This window comes from Mucilaginibacter sabulilitoris, assembly GCF_034262375.1.
GTDB lineage: Bacteria > Bacteroidota > Bacteroidia > Sphingobacteriales > Sphingobacteriaceae > Mucilaginibacter > Mucilaginibacter sabulilitoris.
Window position 1 is genome coordinate 1445418 of the sequence record NZ_CP139558.1, and the last position, 13359, is coordinate 1458776.

A 13359-nucleotide genomic window follows, 5' to 3' on the forward strand; every position below is an offset into this window, starting at 1 on the left:
CACTAAAATTTATTTCTGAATTATTATGGCAGGGAAGAAAAAACCATTTGGAGTTGGAAACTTTATATCATTTGGGGCAACTATAGTGATTGTTGGTTTGCTGTTTAAAATACAACACTGGCCAATGGCATCATTGTTTATAACACTTGGGCTGGGGATGGAAGTAATACTATTTGCTGTATTAGGTTTCCAAAGAGAAGATAAAGATATTGACTGGGTACGTGTTTACCCGGAACTAAGCGAAGATTTTAATGGCGAATTACCTAAGGCATCAGCAAGGCCAATCAGCAGTGGTGCGTCAAGCACCCAAGCCTTAGATAAAATGCTTGAAGATGCTAAAATAGGTCCTGAACTGGTACGCAGTCTTGGTGATGGCTTAAGAACATTTGGCGACAAAGTTGCAGCCATATCAAGAGTTACTGATGCGGGCGAAGCTACCATTACTTTTACCGAAAAGGTGAAAAATGCCGGGGCAAGTTATGACAAATTGAGCAATGCATTTGAAAAGGCATCGGTAAATTTAGCCGAAATGGCCAATTCCAATATCGATTCAAAAACTTATCATGAACAGGTAAACAAACTGGGCCGTAACCTTTCTGAATTAAACGCGGTTTATGAACTGGAACTGCAGGATTCAAGTGCTCATTTAAAATCAATGAACAACTTTTACAAGAATCTTGCTTTAACTATGAACAACTTTAACGAGTCGTTAGATGATTCAAAACAGTTTAAGGAAGAAGTTGGGCGCTTAGCAAAAAACCTGGCATCATTAAATGCTATTTATGGTAATATGCTTACTGCAATGAACCAGCCACGTGTTAATTAATATAACTAATAGATTTTTTACACGCTAATATTTATATAGATGGCCGGAGGTAAGGAAACCCCAAGACAGCGAATGATAGGTATATTATACCTGGTGCTTTTAGGCCTGATAGCCTTAAATGTACCTGATAGCCTCTTGGATGCTTTTAAGAATATCACAAACAGTTTAGATCAGTCGAGAAATAACGTTACAACCAGTTTACAGAGCACATACTCAGCGTTTGAGGCCACTAAATTGAAGGAACAGCCAGAAAAAGCCCAGCAGCTATTAACACAAGCTAAAAGTGCAAGTAAAACAGCTGATGAATTAAACGGATATATTGAAGAATTAAAGGCGGAGTTAATTAAAAGAGGTGGAGGGATTAATTCTGAAACCGGCGATGTAGATTCCAGGGAAAGCCTTGACATATCTCCGGAAGTAATGATCAATGCAAAAAAGGCAGATGTACTGAAAGGGAAAATTGAAAGTACAAGAGCGCATTTGCTGCAATTATTAGGTAAGGATAGTACGGGGGTTAATTTTTCCCTAAACGCCATAGGCCCTAAAAAGAAAAGCTGGCAACAGGCATATTTTGGCGATGGTATTCCATTGGGGGCTGCCTTAACAACGTTAGCAAAAATTCAGGCCGATACAAAAAATGCGGAAAACGAAGTGGTGAAAAAGATATTAGGCAAGGTTGATGTTGCGCAGGTTACTTTAAACCAGTTTAAAGCGGTTGCGGTTGCGCCAAGCAGTTATGTTTTGGCCGGTCAGCAATATAAAGCGGAGATTTATTTAACCGCATACGATCAAAATTCCAACCCTGCTATTACCGTAGGTGGCTCGTCCGTACCAACATCAAACGGCGTGGGTATTTATACAACTACTGCGAGCGGTGAAGGCATGCATACCTGGACAGGTAATTTGTCTGTAAAGCAATTGGAAGGCGGTTCAAAAAATTACCCGATCAGCGGTAGCTACATGGTAGCTAAGCCATCAGCAGTGGTATCGCCTGATAAAATGAACGTATTGTATATTGGTGTACCTAACCCGCTTTCAGTTTCAGCACCGGGTGTGCCTAAAGAGAGCATGAAAGTAAGTATGTCTGGTGGTTCTATCAGTGGCAGTGGTGGTCATTACACCGCTACGGTAAGCAGCATAGGTACTGCCAAGGTCACTGTTTTGGGCGATAAGGGAATGGTATTAGGTACTTCAGATTTTCGTGTAAAACGTATCCCTGATCCAAAACCACAATTTGCCGGCAAAAGCGGTGGGAATACCAGTGCGGCCAACATCCGCGCGCAGGATAGACTTTTTGCCAAGTTGGAAAATTTTGATTTTGATGCTAAATTTAACGTAACGCGTTTTACGCTGCTTGTTGTAAAACCACGTCAGGATGCTATTATTATGTCGGGCTCAGGCGGGGAATTAACAGGTGCTATGCGTGCCGCGATGAATACTATTACACCGGGTTCTACTGTTATATTTAAAGATATTGTTGCAGTTGGTCCCGATGGAACACCAAGAGGACTTGATCCCATTGTATTATCCGCAAATTAAAAGCGTATGAAAAAGAAAATTTTGGTAGTTGTACTTTGTTTAGCTTGTGTTTCGGGAGCATTTGCCCAGAAACGCCCCGCTAAAAAGCGTACCAACAGAAGACCTACTACCACCCAGCAGCAACAACCAGCACAGGTAGCGCCGCAGCAATCCAGCCAGCAGGATAATGTGGCAAGTCAGCCTGCTCCAGATACTACCCAACGCAAGGCTTTTGATCCTAACAAACCCTTTGAAAGGCCGCTTGATGGGTATTATAAAAAGAACAATATTCTAAATGCGAAGGTTACGCCGCTGCCTAACCTGCGCGAAAATGATGTGGTTTTTGCTAAGCGTGTATGGCGCGAAATTGATATCCGCGAAAAAATGAACCAGTACATGGCTTCGCCAAAAAGCAGGTTGATTGATATTTTGCTGAACGCGATTTCTGCAGGCGAGTTAACTGCTTATGACCCAACCCCAACTAAAGACGATCCGGGAGGCGATGCCTTTACAGTTCCGCTTAGTGCCGGTGGTGCCAAGTCAAAAATGGCTGACAGCTCTGTGGTTGACAGATTTGATAAGGATGGAAATAAAATTGGTTCCGAGTTACGTGCAGGTGAGTTTAACCCCGACAGTGTTGTGAAGTTCCGCATTAAAGAGGATTGGGTTTTTGATAAGCAACGCTCCGTATTTGAACCGCGAATTGTAGGTATAGCGCCATTAGTTAAACCTAAAGCAGGTAACCTTGATCTGGATTATCAACCCGCTTTCTGGGTTTATTTCCCCGAAGCAAGACCGATACTGGCCACTAAAGAAGTGGTTAGCCGCAACAGTGATGCAACCGGCTTGAGCTTTGACGATATTTTCATGAAAAGGATATTTACCAGTTATATTGTTAAAGAAAGTAACGATAAGGACGAACGTATAAAAGATTACGCCCAGGGTATTGATAAGCTTTACGAATCGGAGAGGATCAAAAAATCTCTTATGGATTGGGAGCTTAACCTCTGGTCATACTAACCAATTATAAACCTAAATTTTAGAGTCAAAACTCAAAGCCTCCGGGTATGAGTTTTGGCTTTTTTGTTTTAAGGGGTTTTAGAAATTGTCATCCTGAGGAACGAAGGATCTATTATTAGACTTTGCATACAGCAAAATAGATGCTTCACTCCGTTCAGCATGACAAGTAAGAGATTAATTACTTTGACTTTCCGCAGCTTCGTTGCCAAAGTACCCTAAAATAGCTTTTGCCTGTTTCAGGTTTACTACTTCAAGCAATGCCTCTTCATTGGCTTCGCGTATCTTTTTTACTGATTTAAAGTATTTCAGGAGTTTTTCGGCGGTGGTTTTACCTATGCCATCAATCAGTTCCAGTTCGGTGGCCAGGGTGCCTTTATCGCGTATTTTACGGTGAAAGGTAATGCCAAAACGGTGCGCCTCATCGCGCAGGTGCTGGATCACTTTCAGGGTTTCGGATTTTTTGTCAAGATACATCGGGTACTGGTCGTTCGGGTAATACAGCTCTTCCAAGCGTTTGGCAATACCGATAACGGTTACCTGTTTATCAATGCCCAACAACTTGAGGCTGTGCATGGCAGATGACAGTTGGCCTTTACCACCGTCGATAATGATGAGCTGCGGCAATTCGGTTCCCTCATCAAGCATACGACGGTAGCGGCGGTGTACAGCCTCTTCCATGGTGGCAAAGTCATTCGGCCCTTCAACGGTTTTTACGTGGAAATGCCGGTAGTCTTTTTTTGATGGCTTGGCATCCTTAAATACCACAATTGCCGAAACCGGATATTTGCCCTGAAAGTTGGAGTTATCAAAACACTCGATATGACGGGGCAACTGGTTCATGCGCAGATCCTTCATCATCTGCGTGAGCAAACGCTCTGTCCGGATCTCGGGGTTCAGTCTTTCGTACTGGTCAATTTTTTCCTTTTTAAAGAACATCACATTCTTTTGCGACAGATCAAGCAGTTTCCTTTTTTCGCCCAGTTTTGGGACAGTGAATTTGATACCGGGATGATCTTCCAAATCGATATCAAAAGGAACGATGATCTCTTTCGAATCGCTGTTATAGCGGCTCCTGAACTCGGATATGGCCAGCGTAAGCAATTCCTCATCACTTTCGTCCAGTCGTTTTTTTAGTTCAATGGTTTGCGTTTGGATAATAGTGCCGTTCATCACCTTTAAAAAGTTAACAAAGGCTATTTTATCCTCAGACGCGATACTGAAAACGTCTACATCGGTTATTGAAGAATTTACAACGGTAGATTTGCTCTGGTAGTTTTCCAGCAGGTCAAACTTCCTTTTTAAGCGATGGGCCAGTTCATAGTTATATTCAGCAACGGCTAAATCCATTTCTCCTTTAAGACGACGCAACACAGCGCCGATCTTACCGTTCAGGATATCTTTGATCTCTTCAATGCCATTATCATAATCATTTTCGGTCTGGTAGTTCTGGCATGGCCCTTTACAATTGCCCAACTGGTATTCCAGGCAAACCTTAAACTTCCCTTTGTCAATATTTTCGCGGGTAAGCGGCAGGTTGCAGGTACGCAGGGGATAGGTTTCTTTAATAAGCCCGAGGATATTATGCATCATACTAATAGAGGCATAAGGCCCCAGGTATTTTGAGCCGTCCTTTACAATACGACGGGTCCAGAAAATACGCGGAAAATTCTCGTTCTTGATAATGATCCAGGGATAGGTTTTATCATCCTTGAGCAATACGTTGTATCGTGGCTGGTGCTTTTTGATCATGCTGTTTTCCAGCAGCCAGGCATCCACCTCGGTATCAACAATGGTAAAAGTGATATTACGTATTTTGGATACCAAAACCCTTGTTTTGGCATTTACGTGTATATCCTGGTTAAAATAAGAACCAACACGGTTGCGCAGATCTTTAGCCTTACCAATATATATCAGTTCTTTCTCACTATCCCAGTACTGATATACACCGGGTTTGTGAGGTATATTTTTTAATGCCGCTCTGTAGTCGAATTGGTTCATTAGTTCACTTGTTACTCACAATTCCTGTTTTGTCACCCTGAGGAACGAAGGATCTATTGTGCTGGATGCAGTCGTTTACAGATTCTTCACTGTCGTTCAGAATGACAATTGTATTTAGAATCCCAGTTTCTTATCAACTTCTTCGGCGCCTTGCTGCTGCTGGTTGTATTGGTTACAATCCATCACTATACTCACACCATTTTTAGGAGCATCAAAATCAACATTCTTTTTAATACCCAGTGCGGCGTTGGCATATACCTTTTTCATGTACAAGGCAAATATAGGCAAAGCGCTGTTGGCCCCTTCGCCAAGACGGGTTGATTGAAATGCGATATCGCGGTCTTCGCAGCCTGTCCAAAGTCCGGTAACCAGCTGGGGGGTAATGCCAATGAACCAGCCATCGGAGTTGGCGTTGGTTGTACCTGTTTTACCACCGATAGGGTTGTTAAGCTTATATTTCCATTGCAGCCTTGAGCCGGTGCCATCCTGTATTACGCCTTTAAGCATATAGGTCATTACATAAGCCGTTTGGGGGTTCATGGCCTGTACTACTTTTGGTGTATGGGTATACAGCACATTCCCGTTTTTATCTTCAATGCGCAATATATAAGTTGGCTCCGTCCACAAACCGTGATTTGCAAATACCGAGTAAGCGGCGGTCATTTCAAAAACCGAAGCATCAAATGTTCCCAGGCAAATAGATGGATAGGGAGGCACCGCGCTGGTAACGCCCATTTTCTTGATCAGCTCAACCACCGGTTCCGGCTTAACCTGCCCCATAACGTTGGCGGTTACCCAGTTTTGCGAATGTGCTAAAGCCTGGCGTAACGTAATAAAGCCCGGCAGCGTCTCCGACGGCGACGAACGCGGGCACCATGGCGCTCCGTACCCCCTGATGGTATCGGGTACGTTATTGATCTTCATGCAAGGCGAAAAGCCATTGTCAATAGCTACCGCATAAGTAAATGGCTTTGCTGTTGAACCCACCTGCCTGGTTCCGTTTTTAACCTGGTCATACTTGAAATGTTCAAAATTGGTGCCGCCAACCCATGCTTTTACATATCCTGTTGTTGGGTCCATGCTCATCATTGCATTACGGAGCATCATTTTACAGTAAACAATAGAATCTATAGGTTTCATCAGCGTGTCGATGTCGCCATGCCAGGTAAACAGGTTCAGTTTATCTTTGGTATTAAAGTTTGTTTTAATGTCCTCGTCACTCATGCCCTGGGCTTTCAGCATTTTATAACGGTCTGACCGCAGCATACCCAGATTAATAAGGTATTTATAATTATGAATATTTTTAACCAGGTTTTTGCCGCGCCAGTGATCATTGAACTGCACCTGCAGGTTGCGCATATATTCCTGCTGCGATTCCTCGGCGTATTGCTGCATGGTGGCATCAATAGTGGTATATATTTTAAGGCCGTCGCGATCAAGATCATATGGGCTGCCATCAGGGCGATTGATACTTTGCTCCTTAAATAGTTTTTGCAGTTCCTTTTTCAATACCGATCTGAAATAAGGTGCAGGGCCGTCAAAGTGATTGTTGGGGCGAAAATCGAGCCCGAGTGGTTTTTGTTTAAACTCTTCGAGCTGTCCGCTGCTTAAGTAGCCTTGCTCAACCATACGGTTCAGCACCAGGTTACGGCGTCGCAGCGCGTTTTCGGGATGCCTTGTGGGCGAGTAAATACCCGGGCCGTTAACCATCCCTATCAGTAATGCAGCCTGATCTGGGGTAAGCTTATCTGGTGTGGTATTAAAATAAGTACGTGCCGCCGATTTAATTCCATACGTATTATAAGCACCAAAGTCAACGGTGTTGAGGTACATGGTCAGAATTTCCTGTTTGGTATAATGACGCTCCAGTTTAACGGCGGTTACCCATTCCTGCATCTTTTGAATGACGCGTTTAAACGGATTGGCTGCCCTTTCCGAAAACAGGTTAAGCGCCAATTGTTGTGTAATAGTACTACCTCCTTCTTTTTGGCCTACAAGCAGATGCAGAAATATAGTAAAGCTGCGCCCAAAATCGATACCTGAATGATCGTAAAAACGTTTGTCTTCGGTGGCAACCAGCGCGTTGATCACGTTAGGTGATAATTCTTTGTAAGTTACGTTTGAGCGGTTTTGTATATAATAAGTGCCCAAAACCTTTTTATCAGACGATATTACTTCCGATGCCTGGTTACTTTTAGGGTTTTCCAGATCGCGGAATGATGGCAGCTGGCCAAATACGTCAAAAATAGTAAGGGCTATCATGGCCGCAACAAACACAAAGCCGGCTATTACTAATCGCCATATATACCAATTATAATGTCTTATATCCTGTTGGGTAAGCTTAGGCTTAGTCGTTCTCATTTCAATAATTTTTCTGGTAATAGTCAATATAACTATCTACTGTTTTCTGATCGGCTAATTTATCCAGATTTTCTTTTGTTATGATAAAAAAACTGTATTTATCACGGGGCACCTTCATAATATCAGGTAACAACGGGATAATGCTCTTGGCATATTTTTTAGCATCGGCCAGGGTAAAAAAGCGACCAATGTAAATAATCTGGTCGTCGGGGCCTGCATTAACCAGTTCATGTTTAAAGCCATAGCCCCAATAACGAGTACGGTTAAACTGTCCTATACCAAAACGTGAAGAGGCCAGGTTAGTTGTGCCTGTAGTAACATTTATAGCAAAATAATAATGGGTGCTATCGCGCTTTGAAAATATAGAGTTTATGTTAAGGTCCTTAACGGTAGTTTTACCAGGTGTGGTGGCGCTGTCCTGCTGATTGGTTGGTGTTGCCTGCGGCAGTTCATACGCAGGCATTTGCACATGCGTATCAACCAGTTTGCCCTGCTGAATACCCAATTGCGTTTTAATTTGTGCCGATGATGGCGCCAGTCCGTTTAAAGGCGCGCTCACCGGGTGGCGGTATTCTTCAACCTGTTGCGATGGTACAAAGCCTTTACGGTATTCGGTTTGTTTTTGATAGGCAACCGGAGGGGTAAACGGTATTTCGTTAGGGTCTTCTTCTGTTAATACTACCGGCCTCGCGGCAACTTCTGTTTTATTAGCCTCGATGTATGCAAGATGCTGCTTTGCCAATGGGGTTACCAGTTGGTCATCCGGGTATTTAGTTACTATCTGCTGCATGTCGGTCATAAAAGGGGGTAGCTTTTCCTGGTGCCCAGCAGCAATGGCCTTTAAATAAAGTAACTGTACCGAAAACTGGTTATCCGGATATCTTTTTAAAAGATCATCGGCGCTACCTATTACCTTATCATACTGCTTTTGGGCGTACAGATCATATATCTGGTTATAAAATACGTTAAACCCGGCGTTGGCATCGCTTAACTTTTTGCTGTATTCAGGGTCAAGGATAACCTTTGCAAATGCGGTTTGAGGGTATTCCTTTAATATCCTGTTTTTATAGTCGTCAGATTTAGCGGCGTCTATATCAGCATAAAGACGGTACAGATTATAATATATAGCGGGTTTGTCCGGATTATCAGGGAAGCGGGTAAGTAGTTTTTCAAAAGTTGCAATGGCTTCTTTTTTATCTTCCAGGACATCGCGGTACAGGTTACCCAGGTCAAGATAGGCATTATAAACGCGGATGTTTGATTGCTTAAGCAGATCAGGGGTTAATGGCAGATCATGGATCAATTGCTGCTTATACCCCTCGTTACTCACCGAATCGCCAGCTTTACCAGGCTGGTCGGCTGGCTTATCCGTAGCGGTATTTTGAGCCAGTGCCCCGGTATTGGTTGGCATACCACTGTTTGACCGTTTACTGCGCCGCCAGTTATCCTCGAGCTTGCGGTTGCCCCATTGCCGTTTAAAGGAAGTGAAGCCCTGGCTTACCGCGGCGTTATTATAAAAATAAAATGAGCTTGCCCCACTTTGGTTGCCCTGGCCGCTTTGCGGTACCTGTGCATCGGGATTGGTAAGTATAAAGCTATTAGTGAACGGATCGCCGTTGTTTACTTTAGCTTCGGCTACAGCAGCTTTCTCCTTTGCCGCTTTGCGGGCCACTATGGTATCTATACGGACTGTGCGTGTTTTTTCATCAAGTGCGGCCAGCATTTGCAAGGTGTCTTCGCGGGCTATGGTTTCGAGCAGGCCGGTGAGCAATTGCAGGTTATTGCTCTTTTTAAGGATGAGTTGATAGCCTGGATAGCTGGGCGACAAGTTTAATAATGTACTATCATAATACATTTTAGCCCCGGCGTAATCAGCTTTGTTCTTAAAATCAATATCGGCAATACGCAGGTAGGAGATACCCTTCTGGTTTTGGTTCTTGGTGCTTGTGCGCACCGATAGCTTGTAGTTTTTTATGGCATTGTCAATATCGCCCGCGGCAAAATACTGGCCGGCTATCTGGTAGTATATCTGATCGTTAAAGTCAATATTATCCTCGTTCTTCAGCAACTTACGCAGCAAATCGATCTTACTTTGCTTAACACCGTTACGGTTATCCTGTATACGAATGCGGTTCAGGTTGGCGTTAAAGGCCATCTCAAATGAGGCGTTGCTTTTAACGAGGCTGGTATAGCTGTCATAAGCATCTGCAGGTTTTAAGTTGAGCTCCTGTAATTGCGCCAAAATATATGTCCAGCGTAGTTTTAACCTTTTTATGTTGCTGAATGCTATGGCCTGTTTGGCATCAGCTTCGGCCTCCACATAGTTTTGCGTATTAATATTATACTGAAGCCTGGTGGCGTACACATCGGCGGCAAAGGTTCTCCGGATTTTTTTTGGATCGATGTTTTGAACGGCCGAATCTATAGTTGTTTTGGCTTGTGGCAAATCGTTCAGGTATAATAACGCTCGCGTTTTCCAAACCAGGGCTTCCTGTGTTAAATCAACCTTATTGCCAAAAGAGCGTACTACATAATTAAAATACTCCACCGCATCGAAATAGTTACCCTGCAGGTAGCGCGCCTTGCCTAAAACGAGGTAAGCATCGCCAATGTAATGGCTTTGCTCCTTTATATTGATAATGGTATTGGCCTTGCTGATAACCGCTTCCAGGTCCTTATCGGGTGCGGCGTTCTGGCTGGTAGTATCGGGATAAACATTGAGCAGTTCGGTGTAAGCATCAGGAAATGAGGCGGCATAGTTTTCCTGTTTTAGCCGCAATAACTCATTGGCATTAAACAGTATATTGTAATGTGCGGTAAGGTTTTGTAGTGAGCGGTTTAAGCCGCTTTTCTTTTCGAGCGAGCAGCCAGCTATGGTGATAATAAGGGCCAACAGTAAAAATTTGTTGGTTTTATGAACAGAAGATATAGGTATATGCCTCAAAATAAGCTATTGGTTTTAAAAGCATTGCTAAAATACTAAAGATTATACAATAGGTTTAATAAATTTGCGGATGGCTAAAAATGAACAGGAAGATAATAACGAGCAAGGCAGGCGCATGGGCACCATTGCCAAGTTCAGCGGTATTGGTTTCCAGATGATTGCTATTATTGGCTTGTTTGCCTTTGCCGGTTATAAAATTGATGAGGCTGCGGGGCATACAGTAAAGTGGGTAACCGCAGTGCTGTCGCTTATCGGAGTCTTTATCGCGTTGTACATTGTTATCAGATCTGTAAAAAGTTGAAAATACTACCTACCTTATTATCCTACTTATTGTTTACTGTTATTATAGCTATACCTCCATTGTTGTTGCCCTATGCTGGTTATGCCAATCTGATAACGCCGAAGTTCTGGTTACTGTTTTTTTTTCTTTCAGGCATTACTTTTTTAACCATAACTTCCATCCTGCTGGTTGGGCAAATAAAAAAGGAATTGTACGCCCAGATGTTTTTGGCCGCCACTACGGTTAAGCTATTGGCCTGTATGTTCTTCGCCCTTGTTTTCCTGTTAAAAAACGCGGTAAACAAGTATGTTTTCGTGGCCGATTTTTTTTATATATATTTCTTAAATATGGCCTTTGAAATTTATGGTTTGTTACGTAACTTGCGCAACCAAAAAATTAGGTAGAAAACATCATCTGAATGAATAATTGCTCGATTTTGAACTCAAAAATATTTAAACCATTACTGATTTCCGCGCTTTTTTTGCTGTTTTGTGTTAAGCCTGTGTTATCTTTTTCGCAAGAAAAGGCTGAAGGTGCTGAAAAACCATTTGATCCAAAAGAGGTCGTATTTGAACACATCGGCGATTCGCATTCATGGCCTGTAGCAGTGCCGTTGATGGGTGAGCGTTTTATTTCGTTGCCTGTTATACTGTATACCGACAAGGGAATGGAGTTCTTTTCTTCAGAGAAATTGGGCCTGCACCACGAAGAAGGCCATGAAGCCCCGGTTTACAAAGGCGAACATTACAGCTACAAGCTTGAGGGTAAAAAGATAGTTGCTGTGAACGAAGCGGGTGAAATTAATAAGGATGCCAAAATATATGATTTTTCTATAACCCGTAATGTAGTTAGTATGTGGATGGGTATGATCGTATTATTACTGGTATTTTTCTCTGTTACCGCTGCGTATAAAAAGCGTGCCGGTAAAGCGCCAAAAGGTTTACAGTCATTACTGGAGCCGGTTGTGCTTTTTGTAAGAGATGACGTAGCTATACCTAATATTGGTGTTAAACATGCAAAATACATGCCTTTGCTGCTGACCATCTTCTTTTTTATATTAATAAACAACCTGCTGGGTTTGGTGCCATTTTTTCCCGGAGGTTTTAACCTTACCGGTAATATAGCCGTAACCTTAACCCTTTCGGTAATTGTACTTATCGTAATTAATTTTAGTGGTAACAAATATTACTGGAAGCATATTTTTACGCCGGATATTCCGCTATGGTTATATCCAATCATGCTTCCCGTTGAGATCATAGGTATCATATCAAAGCCCTTCGCGTTAATGATACGTTTGTTTGCGAACATTTCAGCTGGTCACATTATTGTACTGAGCTTAATATCATTAATATTTATCTTTAAAACCGCGTGGATGTCAACAGTATCTGTTCCGTTTGTGGTATTTATGGATTGTATTGAATTGCTTGTGGCGTTTTTGCAGGCCTTTATTTTCACGATGCTAACCTCCCTGTTTATCGGGATGGCGGTTGAAGAGCATCACCATTAATCTTGAATTAATTATAATTATATATACACGTTAAATTATCAAACAATGATTGGAATGATTGGAACAATTGCACAAGCTGTAGCTGCAGCAGGCGTTACAGGTAAAATTGGTGCAGTTGGTGCTGGTTTAGCTGTTATTGGCGCAGGTATCGGTATCGGTTCTATCGGTGGTAAAGCCGTTGAAGGTATCGCACGTCAGCCAGAAGCTGCCTCAAAAATTCAAACTAACATGATCATCGCTGCAGCCCTTGTAGAAGGTGTTGCTTTGTTTGCAGTGGTAGTTGCTTTGCTCTAATATTTATTAAAGCAAACAAAAAAAAGAACAACCCGGGGCGATTGGCTCCGGGCTTGTTTTAATCAAGCTAAAAGAGAATAAACATAAAGTAAATATCTATACATAATTATGGAATTAGTTACACCGGAAATAGGTTTGGTTTTTTGGACTACGGTATCCTTTTTGATCCTGTTATTTTTATTGGGCAAATTTGCCTGGAAACCCATCTTAGGTGCCCTTAATGACCGTGAACGTTTTATTGAAGATTCACTTTCAAAAGCTGAAGCAGCCAAAGAAGAAATGGCCCGTTTAACTAACGAAAATGAATCGTTGTTGAAACAAGCCCGTATTGAGCGCGACCAGATCCTGTCAGACGCCCGTAAGGTTAAAGAACAAATGATTGCCGATGCTAAAGAACTGGCACACAAAGAAGGTGCACGTATGATTGAACTGGCCCGTGTTGAAATTAACAACCAGAAATCAATTGCTATGGCCGATGTTAAAAACCAGGTATCTTCATTGTCATTACAAATTGCCGAAACAATATTACGCAAGCAATTTGAGGATCAACAAAAACAAGACGAACTGGTTAGTCAGCTATTAAAAGAAGTGAAGCTATAAGAATTTCGGAT

General features: G+C 42.5%; 11 protein-coding genes. 8 read left to right on the plus strand and 3 right to left on the minus strand.

The genetic code is table 11. The annotated features are described in order from the left end of the window. Positions 1-25 precede the first annotated feature (25 nt). The 3 genes from porL to porN are packed head-to-tail and all read left to right on the plus strand — an operon-like array spanning position 26 to position 3364. Entirely contained in the window at positions 26-826 is an 801-nt protein-coding gene (porL, locus tag SNE25_RS06360) for a type IX secretion system motor protein PorL/GldL (RefSeq protein ID WP_321564259.1), read from the plus strand. A 39-nt stretch (positions 827-865) separates the two neighbouring features. Further along, positions 866-2365: a type IX secretion system motor protein PorM/GldM gene (gene porM / locus SNE25_RS06365; protein WP_321564260.1), complete on the plus strand. Its 1500-nt coding sequence runs from the start codon at positions 866-868 to the stop codon at positions 2363-2365. Between the two features lie 6 nt (positions 2366-2371). Next, a complete protein-coding gene (gene porN / locus SNE25_RS06370; protein ID WP_321564261.1) occupies positions 2372-3364 on the plus strand; it encodes a type IX secretion system ring subunit PorN/GldN in 993 nt (330 codons plus the stop codon). Positions 3365-3538: 174 nt separating this feature from the next. Here the strand turns inward: porN and uvrC are convergent, their stop codons facing one another. The 3 genes from uvrC to porW all read right to left on the minus strand — a co-directional run bounded on the left by uvrC (position 3539) and on the right by porW (position 10616). Next, on the minus strand, positions 3539-5362 hold the full coding sequence (uvrC, locus tag SNE25_RS06375) for an excinuclease ABC subunit UvrC (protein WP_321564262.1): 1824 nt from the start codon (positions 5360-5362) through the stop codon (positions 3539-3541). A gap of 114 nt (positions 5363-5476) precedes the next feature. Beyond that, positions 5477-7723, minus strand: coding sequence for a transglycosylase domain-containing protein (locus SNE25_RS06380; protein ID WP_321564263.1), 2247 nt, complete (start codon positions 7721-7723; stop codon positions 5477-5479). 1 nt (position 7724) lies between these two features. Further along, positions 7725-10616: a type IX secretion system periplasmic lipoprotein PorW/SprE gene (gene porW, locus SNE25_RS06385; RefSeq protein ID WP_321564264.1), complete on the minus strand. Its 2892-nt coding sequence runs from the start codon at positions 10614-10616 to the stop codon at positions 7725-7727. A 121-nt stretch (positions 10617-10737) separates the two neighbouring features. Here porW and SNE25_RS06390 point away from each other — a divergent pair, with 121 nt between their 5' ends. From SNE25_RS06390 to atpF, 5 genes are all read left to right on the plus strand, one after another. Beyond that, positions 10738-10968: an AtpZ/AtpI family protein gene (locus SNE25_RS06390; protein ID WP_321564265.1), complete on the plus strand. Its 231-nt coding sequence runs from the start codon at positions 10738-10740 to the stop codon at positions 10966-10968. Continuing rightward, positions 10965-11351, plus strand: a complete 387-nt coding sequence (locus SNE25_RS06395; RefSeq protein ID WP_321564266.1) for a hypothetical protein — start codon at positions 10965-10967, stop codon at positions 11349-11351. The genes SNE25_RS06390 and SNE25_RS06395 overlap by 4 nt, the downstream gene beginning before the upstream one ends. Positions 11352-11365: 14 nt before the next feature. Beyond that, positions 11366-12454, plus strand: a complete 1089-nt coding sequence (gene atpB / locus SNE25_RS06400; protein ID WP_321564267.1) for a F0F1 ATP synthase subunit A — start codon at positions 11366-11368, stop codon at positions 12452-12454. Positions 12455-12508: 54 nt separating this feature from the next. Then, complete coding sequence (gene atpE / locus SNE25_RS06405) at positions 12509-12748, plus strand: ATP synthase F0 subunit C (protein ID WP_321564268.1); 240 nt, start codon at positions 12509-12511, stop codon at positions 12746-12748. Between the two features lie 108 nt (positions 12749-12856). Next, complete coding sequence (gene atpF, locus SNE25_RS06410) at positions 12857-13348, plus strand: F0F1 ATP synthase subunit B (RefSeq protein ID WP_321564269.1); 492 nt, start codon at positions 12857-12859, stop codon at positions 13346-13348. Positions 13349-13359: the final 11 nt, after the last annotated feature.